The sequence below is a fragment of the Nostoc sp. genome (assembly GCF_036916575.1).
In the GTDB taxonomy this organism is placed as follows: domain Bacteria; phylum Cyanobacteriota; class Cyanobacteriia; order Cyanobacteriales; family Nostocaceae; genus Nostoc.
In genome coordinates this window covers 1-17,693 of record NZ_JBALGC010000001.1, presented here as the reverse complement: position 1 = coordinate 17,693, position 17,693 = coordinate 1, and the positions used below count along the sequence as shown (strand labels likewise).

The window sequence follows — 17,693 nt, the reverse complement described above, 5'->3', positions numbered from 1 at the left end:
ACTTCTAACTCCTGATCTAACAGCTTAAAATTAAATCAACAACCAAACAGGTATATACTCAATGTTTGTCACAGTGCAACCGCTAGAACATCAGGTGCCCGATGCAACTCGGTTGTTAAGTGAGCAGCCAGAAATGGAAACTTCGTTGCATTATTTTTACCAGAGAACCGCTTATGGTTGGAAGAGTTAGAACTAGGATTGGGTCTTTGGCAAGGCACTTATCAGCAGACAACAGGTTTGTGGTTGCGTTGGTATAACGCAGGGGGTTGGGTGCCGACGCGAGCAGAACAAGCACAGCCAGAGCGCCAACGGGCTGAAGAACATCAATGGGCAGAGCGATTGCCAGAGTATTTGTGAACGCACAGAGTTGATTTAGATAGCTTGAGTTAAGCAAAAACTTATTCCCTTCACAAACAAAGCAGCGTTACCGACAGGAGTTATATTTGTAGTAAAAATACACTTGGCAATAGCCGATTTATTGTATAATCACCAAGACAATTGGGGTACGATTTTATAATAATGATGTATTTTCCAAAGAACACAAGGGTACTTTGATCGCTATTAAGCTTTATTTATAAAGCGAAATTGGGTGTGTAGGTAGTGAACCAGGAAGCAGGAATTGTTACGAAGAATGCGAGGATTTGTACGTAAAGGGGGAAGGCTAAGGCGCATACTGCCGATAAATGAACAGTTGTGGGCAAAATTTGACTTGTTGAGAACTTTGGTTAGGCGGGATTTAGAAGCGCGGTATAAAGGTTCTATTTTAGGTAATTTGTGGCCTTTGTTAAATCAGCTATCACAATTACTTATTTACACCTATGTGTTTTCAATTGTGCTAAGAGTGAAGTTGAGTATTAATAGTTTACCAGAAAATAATTTAACCTTTGGTTTGTGGCTATTTGCGGGTTTACTTCCCTGGATTGCTTTTTCCGGGGGGTTGATGCAGTCTGCTAGTTCAGTCGTAGGACAGCCGAATTTAGTCAAGAAGGTTGTATTTCCCCTAGCTTTGTTACCGCTCGTGCCAATTTTATCAACATTCATTGAGAGTTCCTTTGGTTTAATGGCGTTGATTTTTTTTGTGGCGGTAAATGCTCATACTTTACATGCTACCTTGGCGCTATTACCCTTAGTCTGGCTAACGCAGTTATTGCTCACAGCAGGGTTGGGCTATTTAGTGGCAGGACTAACGGTGTTTTTGCGAGATATCCCGCAAACTTTAGGAGTAATTTTAAATATTTGGTTTTATGCGACACCGCTTGTCTATCCAGCATCAGCAATTCCAGAGCAATGGCGGAGTTTGGTATTCTGGTTGAATCCAATAGCAGCGATCGCTGAAGTTTATCGCGACATAGTTTTAATTGGGGAGGTGAAGCATTGGGGTGAATGGGGAGTTGCTTGTGTCGTAGCAACAATTATATTTTGTTGTGGGTTTACAATGTACAAGCGTTTGCGTCCAGCTTTTGCCGATGTGTTGTAGCCAATCACTATTCAACTGCTCTTAATACAAACAAATGCTAATGTGAACTGTATAGTAGATAGCGATATGATTCAACAAAAAGTCAAAATTTTAATGACGTAATTAATTTTTAATTGATAAAGTTGTAGCGTGTGAAATTCTTTAGTAGTTTAAGTATGCGGTGTTATGGGTGAGGAGATTGCAATTTCGCTGAAGAATATCTCAAAGTGCTATAAGCGTTACGCTCGTCCGGTAGATAGGCTCAAGGAAATTTTACTACCTGGTAAGAGCCACGCTCAAGAGTTTTGGGCATTGCGGGATATTAACTTGGAAATTCCTAAAGGAGAGACACTAGGAATTATTGGTCAAAATGGTTCTGGTAAAAGTACATTGCTACAAATTATTGCTGGAACCTTGACACCAACTACAGGAGAAGTAAGGATTAACGGCAGAGTTTCAGCTTTACTTGAACTAGGTAGCGGATTTAATCCCGAATTTACTGGAAGGCAAAATGTATTTTTTAATGGGCGAATTTTAGGGTTAAGCCGAGATGAGATACAAGCTAAATTTGATGATATTGCTGCTTTTGCAGAGATTGGAGATTTTATAGAGCATCCCGTGAAAACTTATTCCAGTGGCATGGTATTAAGACTAGCATTTGCAGTCGTTGCCAATACGGAACCCAGTATATTAATTGTAGATGAAGCTTTAGCTGTAGGTGATGTAAAATTCCAAGCTCGCTGTATGAAGAGAATTCGTCAGCTGAAAGAACAAGGCGTAACTATCTTATTTGTTTCTCATGATTCTGGAAGCGTCAAGATGCTGTGTGAAAGTGCAGTACTCATGAATCATGGAAGAATGCTAGAAATAGGTAATCCTAAAGAAGTGGTAAATCATTATATTGCTTTATTAAGTTCAGCGCAAAATGAACCGGAGATGGAAAAACAAAATATAGAAGAAATAGAAATTTTCAACAATGAAGAGGATTTCATCAAAAATAAAGAAGATAATTCTATGCATAGGCATGGAAATAAATTAGCTATTATTAAACACGTTAAAATTAATGATTTAGAAGGTCAAGAAATTACCAAGTTAGAAACAGGGAAAACTTTCCAGATTAGTGTCTTTCTAGAAGCACAAGCTGAACTATCAGATTTAATTGTAGGTATTTCCATTAGAAATTTAATGGGATTGGTAATTTATGGAACCAATACCCAGTTACTCAATATTAAATTACCAGACTTAAAAAAAAGACAGCAATTAACAGTTATATTTCAAGTACCCTGTTACATGAATAAAGGTGTGTGCACAGTAACAATAGGTATACATTCTGAAGAAGGTTTAAGTTATGATTGGATTGATGAATTAATCGTTTTTGAAGTTAACAACAGTATCTCTTGTGATGGCTTAATAGACTTGCACTCTAAAATTAAATTTAGTAGCCAAGAATATGATGGCATAGTACCAAGATTGGAAAAAATATAATCAATAATTTAAGATATACAGCAAATTTTCATTTATTTTAAGTGGTAAAAAATGATTGAATCTAATGATCCTGAAATCAATATTGATGAATTAATACAAAAAATTGTTGAACAGGTGAGCAAAAGTCAAGTTCATTCTCAGTTAGGAAATTTACAATCTAATCTAGACACATCAACACTGAAGTTAAGTATTAGTTATATTGAAAGTTTTCTTAAAAATGCAGAATCTCGTTCAATTGTACGTACAAAGTGGCCAGATAAACTTAATTTCTTTCCTTTGAATCTCAGTGCTAAGTTACAAAAACTTGTTTTAAAAGTCATCAATTTTCTCTTTAAAGATCAACGAGAAGTCAATTTCAATATAATTAATTCTCTAAAAGAGTCTGTAGCCCTTAATCACCAGCTAATAGAAGAAATTGCAACTTTAAAAGCGCAAGTAGATAACAGCATCCAAGGGCTGGATGAGCGCTTGGTTACTCTGGATAACAGGAACCAAGGATTAGATAAGCGCCTGATTGCTGTAGATAATCGCATCCAAGGGCTAGATGAGCGCCTGCTTGCTATGGATAGCAGTATCCAAGGAATAGATGACAGCTTAAATGCTATTGATACTTTAATTGGCAACTGGCTAACTGGCATTCAAGAAGGTTTAGATACTGTGAATAATCGAGTACAAGCAATAGATGAACATAAAAGTATTGTAGATGCTCGTATTGAAAGAGTGAGTGAGGATTTAATTACAGCAAATACTCGGATTCAAGAAATAAATGAGCGTTACATCAGAAACGATAGTTACCTCAAAAGTGATCTAATGCAGCAGAAGCGTCTAATAACAGTGTTTCTGGAAGAGGCAAAAAAACGTTTACCAGAGCCTTTTATTCAAGAGCAATTACAAACTTTTGTTAATGAAGATATGCATTTTTTAGATGCTTTTTATGTTGCTTTTGAAGAGCAGTTCCGAGGGAGTCGTGAAGACATTTTAAATAGGTTAAAAGTTTATTTGCCATTGATTGCAGAAGCAAACACTGGTAAGCCAGAATCGCCCATTTTAGATGTAGGTTGTGGGCGGGGTGAATGGCTAGAACTTCTGCAAGATTCAGGATACATCACTAGGGGTTTGGACATCAACAGAGTGATGATAGAGCAATGCCGAATTAGAGGACTAGAGGTTATAGAAGGAGATGTAATTAGTTATTTGCAATCTTTACCAGATGCCAGTTTAGGTGCAGTAACTGGTTTCCATATCATTGAACATTTACCATTTGAAGTGTTGCTAAAGTTATTTACTGAAAGTATGAGAGTGCTTAAGACAGGAGGATTGGTTATTTTTGAAACACCAAATCCAGATAATGTCTTAGTGGGTAGTAACACATTCTATTTAGATCCGACACATCGTAATCCACTGCCAAGTTCTATGCTCAAATTTGTGGCAGAATCATTTGGTCTATCCAGAGTTAGATGTATCAAACTTCATCCTGATACTACTCAACCTAAATTAACTGGATCAGAACTAGCTGAACGTTTCAATGATTACTTTTATGGTCCACAAGATTATGCAGTTGTAGGATTTAAACCATGAAAGTATTGATAGTTACGACTCAAGTTCCCTTTATTAGAGGAGGTGCAGAGATACTAGCAGAAGGTCTGCTCAAAGCTATATCTGCTGTCGGTCATGAGGCCGAGATAGTTGCAATTCCTTTTAAATGGTATCCTCCAGAGCGGATTCTGGATCATATGTTGGCTTGTAGATTATTAGACCTCTCAGAATATTGTGGTCAAGCAGTAGACCAAATTATAGGTTTAAAGTTTCCTGCATACCTAATACCTCATCATAATAAAGTTATGTGGCTTTTGCATCAGCATCGCACAGCTTATGATTTATGGGATACAAATTATTGCGATTTAATTGAATTTCCCAATGGACTACAGGTTCGTGAAGCAATTATCAATGCTGATAATCAAGCATTAAAAGAGTATAAGTCTATTTTTACTATTGCTGAAAATGTTTCTCGAAGATTAAAGATATTTAATCAAGTAGATTCTATCCCACTTTATCACCCTCCTCAAAATTCAGAGCTTTTTTATTGTGAAGATATAAACGATTATTTGTTTTTTCCCAGTAGGCTTACAACTATTAAACGACAGAAACTTGTAATTAAAGCTCTTGCAGAAACAAAGAATCCTGTAAAGGTATATTTTGCAGGTAAACCAGATACAGTAAGCTATGGTGAACACTTAAAGGATTTAGCTAAAGAATTACATATTGCCAAGAGAGTAGTTTTTTTAGGTCAAATTAGTGAAGAAGAAAAAATTAGAACCTATGCAAAAAGTATAGGAGTTATTTACCCACCTTTGGACGAAGACTATGGTTATGTCACTCTGGAAGGAATGCTAGCGTCTAAACCAATTATTACTTGTACAGATTCAGGAGGTTCCCTAGAATTTGTCCGTCACGAAGAAACGGGTTTATTTGCTGAACCTACTTCTACATCTCTTGCCGCAGCTATGGATCAGTTATGGGAAAATCGCTCTTGGGCACAAGCTCTTGGTAAGGCAGCACGAGATTATTATGATAGCTTCAGTATTTCATGGTCTATAGTTGTTCAAAAGCTAGTTTCATGAAAATTAACTGGTTTTCCCCACTATCGCCTGCAAAGTCCGGCATTGCTGAGTATACATCTCGATTGATTCCTGCTTTGCAAAAACATGCTGAAATTGTGCTGTGGACAGATCAACAGCACTGGAGTTCATATTTGGAGAAGTACGCTATAGTGCGTCATTATGATTTGGCTAATATTCCTTGGATTGAAATTAACCAAGCTGATTTAAATGTATATCACATAGGCAATAATTCAGACTTTCACTTCGCAATATGGCAAGTTAGTTGTCAATGCCCAGGTTTAGTTGTTTTACATGATGTTAAATTACAGCATTTTTTTGCTAGTATCTATCTACATCGAGAACAAAAGTCGAATGTAGATGCTTATTTATTTCAGATGAAAAAATACTACGGTATTCAGGGTGAGCAAGCGGTCGTGAAATTCTTGAGGGGTAATATTTCAACTGAGTACATGGCTGAACTCTATCCACTAACATTTTTAGCTTTAGAGAATGCAGTAGGAGTTGTCACACATACAAAAGCGGATTTCCAAACTATTAAGCAACAAAAGCGATGGTTTGTCGGCTATGCACCACTACCGTATATAAGTCAATGGCAAGCAAATTCACAAAGTAAAAATAATAAAGCACCCTATCGCTTAGTCATATTTGGCTATCTTGGTGCCAACCGTGGGTTAGATTTTTTGTTCAATGCACTATCTAGTCTTTATGAAAAAAATCAGTTTTTCTTAGATATATATGGGCAAGTTTGGAATAAAAGTTATATTGAGCAGCAAATTAAACTATTAGGACTTACTAAACTAGTAAAACTACATGGTTTTGTTGCAGATGCTGAGTTAGATTTGGCTTTGGCAAATGCTAATTTAGCCATTAATCTACGCTATCCGACTATGGGAGAAGCATCACTGAGTCAACTTCGGATTTGGAGTCACGCACTCCCCAGTCTAGTTACACAGATTGGTTGGTATGCAGAACAATCAGAAGACACTGTTGCATTTGTGCGTCCAAATTATGAAATTGAGGATATCCAGCAGCACCTCAAAAGTTTTTTGGCGAATCCCCAACACTATACAAAAATAGGAGAAAATGGTCAGCAACTTTTACAAAAGCAACATAACCCAGAAATTTATGCTCAAGCGATCATGAGCTTTGGACAAAAGATTCAAAGGTTTAGACGTAGTGGAGTAGCGTATAAATTGATAGATAAGATAGGAGAAGAACTAAGTAATTGGATGGATTACAAAACACTGGATATGCAGATAAAAAAAGTTGCAGAAGCTATATACTTTATTAGTAATTAATTCCCTGCTGAACTATCAATTAGATGGGAACGAATCTAACAACTACAATCAACTATACTTACTAAGTATTCCGCCGTTTATATTTAGGTTCAAAAGCCGAATTGTAGCATAAAGAGGCTTTTTGTAATATCTTGAAAGAGTGAAAAGCAAGAATTTTGTTTTGCCTGATTTTTGCATTATAACTTATGCTCTGCTGGTCGAAATTATTCTTTTAACTGGATATCTCAATGGTGATCAAACTTATTTTCTGACCCTAATGGCATGACACAGCTAAATTGGTCCATCAGAGGAAGAGCATAAAGCTTTAATAAAACTTAAGTTACCTAATTAAAATTTGTACTATTTTAGTCGTGTTATGCCACTATAACTAATTATTCCCGTATATTATTAGCTTTCTCAAAGGTTATTACTGTGACCAAAAAAGCTTTCATAACAGGTTTAACAGGACAGGACGGTTCCTACCTTGCCGAACTCCTTCTATCAAAAGGCTACCAAGTTTTCGGCCTAGTCCGTCGTTCCAGCACCAGCAATCTAGAACGTATCAACCATTTGTTTAATCAAATTCAAATTGTATCTGGCGACCTTTTAGATCAGTCCTCTTTAATGGATGTGATTGCCGAAGCTCAACCTGACGAAATTTATAATCTCGCCTCACAAAGCTACGTTCCTCTGTCTTGGACACAACCTGCTCTCACTGCTGAATATACAGCTCTAGGTGTCTCCCGCCTCTTAGAATCCATTCGTCGTTGCAAACCTGATGTTAGATTCTATCAAGCCTCTAGTAGTGAAGTTTTTGGTCAACCTGATGAATCGCCCCAAACCGAACGCACTGCCTTTCGTCCCCGGAATCCTTATGGTGTTGCCAAAGCTTACGCTCATTGGATGACTGTCAACTATCGGCAAAAATACAACCTTTACAACTGCTGTGGTATTACTTATACTCACGAATCGCCTCGACGTGGGACAGAATTTGTATTTCGCAAAATCACGGCCGCAGCTGCTCAAATTAAACTAGGTTTGGCAAACGAACTAAAATTAGGTAACTTAGATGCCTGTCGTGACTGGTGCTACGCCAAGGATGCTGTTTACGCTATGTGGCTGATGTTGCAGCAAGAGCAACCTGATGACTATATCATCGCCAGTGGTGAAACTCACTCTGTCAGAGAACTCGTTGAGTGTGCTTTTAACTGCGTTGGTCTAAACTGGCAAGATTATGTCTCTATTGATCCCGCTTTTTATCGTTCTGATGAACCAGTGCAGTTAGTTGGTTCCATTAATAAAATTAAGACGGAGTTAGGTTGGCAGCCTCAGTACTCATTTGAGCAATTGGTTGAGGTTATGGTTGATTATGATCTGAAAAGATTGAGCAAAAACGGAGCCTAAATATTCTGATGCTAAAAATTGTAGTTGATGCCACCCCAGTATTTCCAAAACCTAGTGGAGTTGGCTTTTATGTTGCTAATCTAATTCGCTCACTTAATGCTTTACAGTTTCAAGAAGAGTTTCAACTGGGTATTACCTATCAACCAGGCTTTAAAAATTGGCTTGTAGGCAAAGTAGCTGTACCTAATTGTTTGAATGAGTATTCTCATATTTATATGCTGCCTATACCTGTCAGAGTCTCGGATTTATTATTGACATCAACTCAAATTTCAAATTTATTTATATATTATTTTCAAACATACTTGGAACAATGTTTTGATTACCCAAATATATTACATGGAACAAATTACTCTGTTTATCCTTATAATAATAGTCTAAAGGTAATGAATATATATGATTTAACTTTTATTAAATATCCAAATTATATAAATTCAGTTGTGAAAAGATACGCAGAAAAAGTTAAACGATGTTTACAATGGACAGACCTAGTTTTGACAATTTCAGAAAGCTCTAGAAAAGACATTATTGAGTATTTACAAGTAGATCCCAAAAAAGTCTATGTTACTCCTTTAGCTAGTCGCTACAGTCCTAATTATTTATCTGATAAAAAAAATATTCAGGTTTTAGAAAACCAGGTTCATTACGATTTTTCAAAACCGTATCTACTTTTTGTTAGTACAATAGAACCGAGGAAAAATATTAATGCTCTCATCTCTGCTTTTAATTTATTAAAAAAACAATATAAGATTGCTCATCAATTAATATTAATTGGAAAAAAAGGTTGGAACTACAAACCAATATTTTTTGACATTGAGAGTTCACCTTGGAAAAGCCAAATTCATCATCTTGACTACTTATCTGATGAATTAGTAGCATTATTTTACTCAAAAGCTGATGTCTTCGTTTATCCATCTCACTACGAAGGGTTTGGTCTGCCTGTATTGGAAGCAATGACGCTAGGCGCTCCAGTCGTCACGTCTAACACTTCGTCAATACCAGAAGTTTCAGGAGATGCTGCTATATTGATTGACCCCAATAATCCTGTTCAACTAGCCGAAGCTATCCTGAAAGTAATCAGTGATTCCCAGTTACGCCAAGAATTAATTAATAAAGGGAAAGCCAGAGCAAGATTATTTTCTTGGGAAAGAACGGCAAAAGAAACATTAAACGCTTACAGAACCATTATTTAATGAAAATAGTGGATAATACCTCTGCCAAACAATTAATTATTAATTTATCTATTCTCTTGTCTCAACCAACGGGTATAGGCAACTATGCTCAAAACCTTTTTCCTTATTTAAAATCTTTCCAACCCACTTTATTAGTAGCGCAAAAATATCCCGATTTTGACTGCTATCCAATCCCGTCAAAATTAACACCAGACTACGGCAGAAAAGGTCATTTTAACCGCCTGCTTTGGACACAATTTCAACTACCACAAATATATAAAAAGCTCAAATCGAGTCTCTTATTCTCCCCGCTACCCGAAGCACCCCTTTATAGCAACTGTCGTTTTGTCGTCACATCTTTTGACATGATACCGTTGCGCTTTGCTAAACGCTTCTCACCACTCACACCCTACCACCGCTACTACACTCCCCAAGTCCTTAATCAAGCACAACACATTATTTGCATCTCCCAGACTACGGCTAAAGACATCACCAATTTTTACAAAATTCCCGCCAGCAAAATTACTCCTATACCTCTGGCTCACGATCGCACTCACTTCCGTCCTCTCAATCTAGCTACCCGCAATTACTTTCTCTACATTGGTCGCCAAGACCCATACAAAAACATCCAGCGACTCATCAGTGCTTTTGCTGCGTTACCTAACTGCAAAGACTATGAACTATGGTTAGTAGGGCCAATTGATTCGCGTTACACCCCTACTTTAAAAGTGCAAGTTGCAGAATTGGGTGTAACTAATCAGGTAAAGTTCCTTGACTATGTACCGTATGGCGAATTGCCAAAAATCATCAATCAGGCGATCGCTCTGGTTTTCCCCAGTCTCTGGGAAGGCTTTGGTTTACCTGTTCTCGAAGCAATGGCTTGTGGTACTCCCGTCATTACCTCCAATCTCTCCTCCCTTCCAGAAGTGGCTGGTGATGCGGCAATTCTGATCAATCCCTACAACACCGGAGAAATTACAGAGGCGATGCAGGCCATTGCAAGTGATTTGGAGTTGCGATCGCGCCTTTCTAGCCAAGGTATTACTCACTCTCAACAATTCAGTTGGGAAAAAACAGGAAAGGCAACCAGCGAAGTTTTATCCCGCTACTTATAAAACAATACAGTTGAGTTAAGCATTTCTTCCTTCTCTTTCTTCTCTTCCTTTGCGTTCTTTGCGCCCTTCTCTACGAGACGCTGCGCGTTGGCGGAAGCCTCTCGTAGAGAAGGCGGTTCGTTAAAAAAATTGACTTTGATAAAGAGTTAAGCCTTAACTGAACTGTATTGACTTATAAAAGATAACCTAACGCCAGAATTGGGTTCAAGGATTTGGGATTTTGTCCAGATTTAAGATTATCTTGACTAATGACTAATAACTAATCCTCAATCCCTATGAAAGCACTAATTCTCTCTGGTGGGAAAGGTACACGCCTACGTCCCCTCACCTACAGCGGAGCAAAACAACTTGTACCAGTTGCTAATAAACCTGTTTTATGGTATGGCATTGAAGAAATGGTCGCTGCTGGTATTACTGATATTGGCATCATCATCAGCCCGGAAACTGGGGCAGAAGTCCAAGCAAAAACTGGAAATGGAGAATACTTTGGAGCGAACATCACCTACATCATACAAGACCAGCCACTTGGACTTGCTCATGCCGTCCAAGTGGCCCGTCCGTTTTTAGGTGATTCTTCCTTTGTTATGTACTTGGGCGATAATCTGATTCAACTAGGTGAGTTAGGTTACTTTCTGCAACAATTTAGCCAACAACAGCCAAATGCTTTGATTCTCTTACGTTCGGTTGCCAATCCTAGCACCTTTGGTGTGGCTCAGGTAGATGAAACAGGACGGGTATTAGAGTTAATTGAAAAACCCAAAGTTCCTCCTTCAAATCTGGCATTGGTAGGGGTTTATTTCTTTTCTCACCTCATCTATGATGCGATCGCAAATATCCAACCTTCCACCAGAGGCGAACTAGAAATTACTGATGCCATTCAATACCTAATTAATCAGAAAAAGCAAGTTTTAGCCTACAATCTCCAAGGTTGGTGGTTAGATACTGGTAAAAAAGATGACTTATTAGAAGCTAACCGATTGATTCTCGACACCTATTTAACAACATCAGTTGTCGGCGAAGTTGATACCCAAAGTCAGATTATTGGACGAGTCCAAATTGGTGCAAAATCTCAAGTAATTAACTGCACAATTCGGGGGCCAGTAGTCATTGGTAGCAATTGTCATTTAGAAAACTGCTTTATTGGCCCTTATAGTAGTATCGCTAACAATGCCACACTCATTGATACCGATTTGGAACACAGTGTTATTTTAGAAGGTGCTAAAATTGCCGGAATCCATCAGCGGATTATTGATAGTGTCATTGGACAAAGGGCACAATTGAGTCTTGCACCCCGTCGCCCCAAAGCCTTGCGATTTCTGATTGGCGATGACTGTCAAATTGAACTAACGTGATTCATTTGTTAAAAATAGGACAAGCCATCGTCAAAATTTGAGCACAGTGCTTGTAAAATCTAAATGCTAAATTCATCTAACAATCAGAACACTGCGGCACATCCTATAAATAATATTAATGAGCATTGTACATACCAAAATTCCCGAAGTTATACAACTTGAACCCCAAGTATTTGCAGACGATCGCGGTTTGTTTTTTGAAGCTTACAACCATCAAAAATTTGCTCAACAGACAGGTATTATTACGAATTTCGTTCAAGATAACCACTCTTACTCCAAACAAAACGTTCTGCGTGGATTGCACTATCAAATCCAACAACCTCAAGGTAAACTCATCCGTGCTGTTGTTGGTAACATCTTTGACGTAGCCGTAGATATTAGAAAAAGCTCGGCTACTTTTGGGAAGTGGGTAGGTTCTGAACTCAGTGCTGAAAACAAGCGCCTACTGTGGATACCACCAGGCTTTGCTCACGGCTTCCTCGTGCTTTCAGAAATAGCTGAAGTTGTCTACAAAACTACAGATTACTACGTGCCCCAAAGCGATCGCACAATCCTATGGAACGATCCAGATTTAGCTATAAATTGGCCTCTGAGTGCGCCACCGATTTTATCAGCTAAAGACCAAGCTGGTAAACCTTTGAAAACTGCTGAAATATTTGATTAAGTACTTTCAAATTAAATTTAATTAAAGCTGTAGCGTTAAGAGCTAAAAACTTAAACTTCTAATACTAGGTCAGTTCAGAGCGGATCGCATGACGACTCGATTCAAAAATACTTTACTCTTCAAGTAGGATTGAGAACTAATCACGATGACTAAATCAATTCTGCTAATTGGTAGCAATGGTCAAGTGGGTAAAGAACTGCAACAAATTCTCCCATCCTACGGCAATATTATCTCAGTGGCACGCCCGACAGTAGACCTTACTCAGCCTGATACTCTGTGCAGTGTTATCAGATCAAAGCAGCCGCAAATCATCATTAACGCCGCTGCTTACACTGGTGTAGACAAAGCCGAAAGCGAAGCCGAACTTGCTACCGCTATTAATGCTACTGCACCCCTAATTCTTGCCCAAGAAAGCCAAAAATTAGGAGCTTTTCTAATTCATATTTCGACCGATTATGTTTTTGGTGGGAATGGGTGTAGCCCTTACCAGGAAACCAATGCGACTAATCCGTTAAGTGTGTATGGTAAAACCAAACTTGCTGGAGAAGAAGCTATTCAACAAACCTGCGCCCATCATCTCATCCTCCGCACTGCTTGGGTTTATGGAACCTTTGGCAAAAGTAACTTTGTCAAAACCATGCTGCGACTAGGTGCAGAACGCCAAGAACTCCGTGTTGTCGCTGATCAAATTGGTAGCCCGACTTGGGCGCAAGATATAGCCACAGTCATAGCCCAGATGATTCCCCAGTTAACCGCAGAAATTAGCGGCACTTATCACTACACTAATAGCGGCGTTGCTAGTTGGTATGACTTTGCCATCGCCATTTTTGAAGAAGCCCAACAGCTAGGCTTCCCTTTGAAAGTTGAACGTATTGTTCCCATTACAACCGCCGAATATCCCACGCCAGCCTGTCGCCCTGCCTATTCCGTCCTTGCTTATGGAAAAATTTCAGCAATTCTAGGGACTTATCCTCCCCATTGGCGACAAAGACTCCGACAAATGCTCACAGATTTGAAAATAGGGCATAGGGCATTGGGCATTGGGCATTGATTATTCCCCTTGTCTCCTTCATCCTCCAGTCTCCAGTACCTACTCCCTATTTTCTTTGACTTTTTAAAACTCCCGTTTCTTGTTGTATAGGCAAGACATCTAAAATATCAGTTTGGGAACAATATTTTAAATCTTCTTGACAGTCAAGACGCAATAATCGTTGACCGTGACTAGCTTGGTGAAGTAATCCTAATAAGTTATCTTGCCATTGAGAGTAAAGAGCGATCGCACTAATTACTTCATCGTTACCAGCTAGTTCTTCTGACGACAACGTGGTTTGCTCCAAAAGACTATGAGCGATCGCACCTGCACAAACTGTATCCTCTAAGGAAAAACTGCCTTCCCAACCGGAACCGACAATCCACACTCTCTCTGGTTGCTTATCCAGGAGAAATTGCACCACCGCCGCCCGGTTAATCAAGGCTGCTGCTAGTACATTTGGGGAGTCTTGCACCCGTTGTAAAGCACGGGTACCATTTGTGGTACTGATAAACAAGCGACGCCCTTGCACTAATTCTGGTGTGCAGTCGAGGGGAGAGTTACCCAACTCAAAGCCAGCTACTTTCGCGCCGCCGCGTTCTCCAGCCCGTAGACGTTTTTCAGGGGGCCATTTTTCGCTAACTTCAATTAACTGATCTAAATCGCTGAATACTTGTACAGCTTCGCCTCCAGCTGCCAAAACTGTCGCTATTGTGCTGGTGGCTCGCAAGACATCGACTGCGATCGCACATTCTGGCGCTTCATCCGTTGGAGTCAATTCAGGAGTGTGGTATACGAATAGCTTCACGCGCTGGATACACCTGCTTTAATACTACTGCCGCAAATAACATTCTACCTAGTTGGGGTCACTAACTATAATTACAATTGCTCTTAGAGAATTTTGTAGCATCAAAATGCCCGATTTAACCCATTTAATACATAAATACTCAAAAAGTCCATTTTTATGCTTTTAGACTTTCAGATTTGCTGCACTATCCTGTAATCTAAAACAAGAACAGACCTTCTAAAGCTGTATTTGGCATTCCAAGTTAGCACCACTTCGCATACTGACTAAGCTTGTCAAACAGAAACCGAAATTTTCACCTCTACTTTGCCCATCCCAAATCTCAAATCGAAATCGCTATGGCACCTTTACCCGACTACCGCCCTAAACAACTATCTGTAGGCCCGTTGGAAGCGGAAATTTTAAATATCATCTGGGAACTTGGTTCAGCCACAGTAAAAGATGTACACGATCGCATTTTGACTGATCCCAACCGCGAATTAGCGTATACTTCAGTAACCACCGTCTTACGTCGCCTTACTGATAAAGGTTGGCTAGCCTGCGACAAAAAAGAGCGGGCATTCTATTGGCGACCTTTGCTGAGTAAACAGCAATCAGATGTGATCAAAGCTCACGAGCAGTTACAGCGATTTCTAGCGGTGGGAAACCCCGATGTTGTTGCTGCCTTCGCCGATAGTCTGGATGAAGCAGCTAGTGAGCAAATAGCAGCGATCGCCAAACGTATTCAATCTGCACGCCAAGCCAGAGAGGAAAAATGATGCATCTCATAATGATTTTGAATGCTTTGGCAGTTGCCTGGTGGTTAAGATCCTCTTGGAATCAACACCAAGGCAGTTGGAGTCGGCGGTGGCAGCGATCGCTATTTTTGTTCCTCTTCCCCCCCTTGCTAATTTTCATGACCGCGATCGCTGTGCTGTTTATGGGGCCTCAAGGAGAAATGGGCGGGATGTATACAGGCTCGGTCAGCTATGTAGTGGCATTAATTTATTTGGCATTTTTTGCCATTTTATGCATTAAACTTGCCTTTCAAGGTTGGCAGTCTGTGGAATCTGCACATAACTGTCCTCTGGTGAATTTGGGGGATAAACGAGCCAGGTTACTGCAAACAGACGCGTTGTTTGCGGGTCAAATTGGTTTTTGGCAACCAGAATTAGTGATTAGCCAGGGATTACTGCAAACTCTCTCACCAGATCATTTAGAAAGCGTCTTAGCGCATGAGCAAGGGCATCACTATTATAGGGATACGTTCTGGTTTTTTTGGCTGGGTTGGGTGCGTTCCTGTACTGCATGGTTGCCGAATACAGAGCCTTTGTGGGAAGAACTGTTAGCTTTGCGCGAACTCCGTGCCGACAGTTATGCAGCTTTGCAGGTAGATCCTTTGGTGTTAGCAGAATCACTTTTATTAGTAGTTAGTACCAGCCCAGTATTATCGGAAATTTGCTGTGCTGCATTGGATTCCTCTGGTGCAGGCGATCGCTTAGAACAGAGAATCGAAGCTCTATTAGCGCCACCAGAACCAATCCAAGAACCTCAATTGCAGTCCTGGCATGGTTTTCTTTTGGCGTTATTGCCTCTAGTAGCTGTGATATTTCATAGTTAAGTTTAATTTAAAAAGCTACTACAGCACGAAGCTGCAACGGTAGCAACATCCGTCGTCCCTGTAGTGACATCCGTCGTCTCTGTAGTGATATCCGTCATCCCTGTAGCGACATCCGTTGTCCCTGTAGCGATATCCGTCATCCCTGTAGTGACATCCATCGTCTCTGTAGTGATATCCGTCGTCCCTGTAGTGACATCCGTCATCCCTGTAGCGACATCCGTTGTTCCTGTAGTGACATCCGTTGTTCCTGTAGTGACATCCGTTGTTCCTGTAGCGATGTCGGTTGCCACATAACGATGAAAATTTTGAATAGGACTGTTATATTACTCTTCTTCTAGCAACTGTTCTACATATTTTTGCACCAAAGGCACTTGAAAAGCATTGCCTTCTTGAGTCAAGATTTCTTTTCGCGTTAGTTTGCGGACAACGCCTTTGTCTTGCTGTGTGGGAGTTTCCCCGTGAGATTAAACGCCGAAGTAAATTGCGTAGGCGTAGCCCGTTGTAGACATCGCTATCTGCTAAACTCGTCCATAATTCTCGAAAATACTGATCGCCTCGCTCCAGCACAACAGGTATAACTTCTTTAACATGTGTCGTTTGGTACGATCTATGCGTGGATCTTCTATCACACTAAAGTGGTCAGCAATCGTGATTTTCGGTTTGAGCTTCATAAACAGGAAAATCAGAACGTAATTATTCTTTTTGCTGCTGCTTGTCTGAAAATACCGCGTTATTTGACCTGATTTTTGCCATGATGTCTGGAATCATAGAAATATCCCTCTTCTGTCACTTTCCATAGATAAAAATCTGAAATACTTGCTGCACAAGGGTTTCAGTCTAAAGCAATGATAACGTTTATCATATTAGGAAATAAAGTCACAAACCCAGTCCCAGTCAAAGTTTTAAACATTCCTTTTGATTTTTGTTTTCGGAGAGTGACAAAAGCGGGATATAGCCGCTGCCATCTTGGTTAGGACAAGTCTGCTATGAATAGCTGTGACAGTCGCTCTCTTAGATTTGCCAATGTCCTAATCTGTCTGACCACTGCTATAGTAAGGGTTTTAAGCTCCTATAAATTATCAACAATTTTTATTTAATGATAATGGGCTACGAGAAATCCGGGTGGGTAATGGGACATTATAAGCAATCGCTCTTTGAGAAAAAGATCACGGCAAAAGTCACCTTCTTGTGACTTACAACCGACCCTTGCCTCTAAACTACCCTATTCTAATGATTATCATTACCAGAAAGGGAGATATTTAATTTCCTGAAAGTCATATCTGATAACAGTCTTGGTTCATTTCACTCTTAGGGTGACTCGTCAATATTTAGATGCGTTTGCCCTGCCTCATTCATGGAACAAAGCATTAGCCCGGACATAGCCCTTGCTGGCACTCAGGACCTCGAACAATGTGCGTATCATAAAAGACCTTTACTGCTGTAGAGTTGTAACGGTTAAGCTTCTGCAAGTAATTCCAAGCGGTGAGTGCAATTGCTGTGTCGAGGTTCAGCCGTGGTGTCAGGATAATACGTCCATTAAAGTAGCTCAAAGATCGCGCCTGCTGCTGTAGCTGGGTCAACTCTTGATCTTTAATTTGCTTAGGGTTGTAGCTAATAATCACCCCACCGTGTTCCAAATTATGTACTAAAAATTCATCGGCGGGCGGTTCTTTGTATATACCCCACGCTGCTGGGTAGGGGTAGTGCGGTCCGGA

General features: G+C 39.8%; 17 protein-coding genes and 1 pseudogene. 15 read left to right on the top strand and 3 right to left on the bottom strand.

The window, feature by feature from the left end:
* Nucleotides 1–61 precede the first annotated feature (61 nt).
* The 13 genes and pseudogenes from V7L29_RS00090 (at nt 62) to rfbD (ending at nt 13,594) form a co-directional block, all read left to right on the top strand.
* The gene (locus V7L29_RS00090; RefSeq protein ID WP_334734121.1) at nt 62–190 is read left to right on the top strand and encodes a hypothetical protein; all 129 of its coding nucleotides are present in this window, start codon (nt 62–64) and stop codon (nt 188–190) included.
* A pseudogene (locus V7L29_RS00085) lies at nt 142–357 on the top strand (hypothetical protein); the annotation flags it as partial. The gene V7L29_RS00090 and the pseudogene V7L29_RS00085, both read left to right, overlap by 49 nt.
* 274 nt (nt 358–631) lie before the next feature.
* Nucleotides 632–1,477: an ABC transporter permease gene (locus V7L29_RS00080; RefSeq protein WP_334688097.1), complete on the top strand. Its 846-nt coding sequence runs from the start codon at nt 632–634 to the stop codon at nt 1,475–1,477.
* Between the two features lie 165 nt (nt 1,478–1,642).
* Nucleotides 1,643–2,941 carry an ABC transporter ATP-binding protein gene (locus V7L29_RS00075; RefSeq protein ID WP_334734119.1) on the top strand — a complete coding sequence of 433 codons (1,299 nt, stop codon included), beginning with the start codon at nt 1,643–1,645 and terminating at the stop codon, nt 2,939–2,941.
* A gap of 51 nt (nt 2,942–2,992) precedes the next feature.
* Nucleotides 2,993–4,519, top strand: a complete 1,527-nt coding sequence (locus V7L29_RS00070; RefSeq protein ID WP_334734118.1) for a class I SAM-dependent methyltransferase — start codon at nt 2,993–2,995, stop codon at nt 4,517–4,519.
* Complete coding sequence (locus tag V7L29_RS00065; protein WP_334734117.1) at nt 4,516–5,562, top strand: glycosyltransferase family 4 protein; 1,047 nt, start codon at nt 4,516–4,518, stop codon at nt 5,560–5,562. Before V7L29_RS00070 ends, V7L29_RS00065 begins: the two co-directional genes overlap by 4 nt.
* On the top strand, nt 5,559–6,860 hold the full coding sequence (locus V7L29_RS00060; RefSeq protein WP_334734116.1) for a glycosyltransferase: 1,302 nt from the start codon (nt 5,559–5,561) through the stop codon (nt 6,858–6,860). The genes V7L29_RS00065 and V7L29_RS00060 overlap by 4 nt, the downstream gene beginning before the upstream one ends.
* A gap of 411 nt (nt 6,861–7,271) precedes the next feature.
* A complete protein-coding gene (locus V7L29_RS00055) occupies nt 7,272–8,243 on the top strand; it encodes a GDP-mannose 4,6-dehydratase (protein WP_334688102.1) in 972 nt (323 codons plus the stop codon).
* Nucleotides 8,244–8,251: 8 nt separating this feature from the next.
* Nucleotides 8,252–9,433: a glycosyltransferase family 4 protein gene (locus V7L29_RS00050; protein ID WP_334734115.1), complete on the top strand. Its 1,182-nt coding sequence runs from the start codon at nt 8,252–8,254 to the stop codon at nt 9,431–9,433.
* A complete protein-coding gene (locus V7L29_RS00045) occupies nt 9,433–10,527 on the top strand; it encodes a glycosyltransferase family 4 protein (RefSeq protein ID WP_334734114.1) in 1,095 nt (364 codons plus the stop codon). Before V7L29_RS00050 ends, V7L29_RS00045 begins: the two co-directional genes overlap by 1 nt.
* 275 nt (nt 10,528–10,802) lie before the next feature.
* Nucleotides 10,803–11,879, top strand: coding sequence for a glucose-1-phosphate thymidylyltransferase (locus tag V7L29_RS00040; RefSeq protein WP_334688105.1), 1,077 nt, complete (start codon nt 10,803–10,805; stop codon nt 11,877–11,879).
* 118 nt (nt 11,880–11,997) lie between these two features.
* Nucleotides 11,998–12,543, top strand: a complete 546-nt coding sequence (gene rfbC / locus V7L29_RS00035; RefSeq protein WP_334734113.1) for a dTDP-4-dehydrorhamnose 3,5-epimerase — start codon at nt 11,998–12,000, stop codon at nt 12,541–12,543.
* A gap of 145 nt (nt 12,544–12,688) precedes the next feature.
* A complete protein-coding gene (gene rfbD / locus V7L29_RS00030; protein WP_334734112.1) occupies nt 12,689–13,594 on the top strand; it encodes a dTDP-4-dehydrorhamnose reductase in 906 nt (301 codons plus the stop codon).
* Between the two features lie 46 nt (nt 13,595–13,640).
* On the opposite strand, the gene V7L29_RS00025 is transcribed toward rfbD, so the two are convergent.
* Nucleotides 13,641–14,381 carry a 2-phosphosulfolactate phosphatase family protein gene (locus tag V7L29_RS00025; RefSeq protein WP_334688108.1) on the bottom strand — a complete coding sequence of 247 codons (741 nt, stop codon included), beginning with the start codon at nt 14,379–14,381 and terminating at the stop codon, nt 13,641–13,643.
* Between the two features lie 335 nt (nt 14,382–14,716).
* On the opposite strand from V7L29_RS00025, the gene V7L29_RS00020 reads away from it, so the two are divergent.
* Together V7L29_RS00020 and V7L29_RS00015 are read left to right on the top strand one after the other, a co-directional pair.
* Nucleotides 14,717–15,136: a BlaI/MecI/CopY family transcriptional regulator gene (locus V7L29_RS00020; protein WP_334688109.1), complete on the top strand. Its 420-nt coding sequence runs from the start codon at nt 14,717–14,719 to the stop codon at nt 15,134–15,136.
* Nucleotides 15,136–15,978, top strand: coding sequence for a M56 family metallopeptidase (locus tag V7L29_RS00015; RefSeq protein ID WP_334734170.1), 843 nt, complete (start codon nt 15,136–15,138; stop codon nt 15,976–15,978). The genes V7L29_RS00020 and V7L29_RS00015 overlap by 1 nt, the downstream gene beginning before the upstream one ends.
* A 2-nt stretch (nt 15,979–15,980) precedes the next feature.
* Here V7L29_RS00015 and V7L29_RS00010 read toward each other — a convergent pair whose 3' ends face one another.
* Nucleotides 15,981–16,268, bottom strand: coding sequence for a hypothetical protein (locus tag V7L29_RS00010; protein ID WP_334734111.1), 288 nt, complete (start codon nt 16,266–16,268; stop codon nt 15,981–15,983).
* Nucleotides 16,269–17,345: 1,077 nt separating this feature from the next.
* Nucleotides 17,346–17,693, bottom strand: a 348-nt coding sequence (locus V7L29_RS00005) for a DUF3105 domain-containing protein (RefSeq protein WP_334734110.1), incomplete at its 5' end; no start/stop codon positions are given.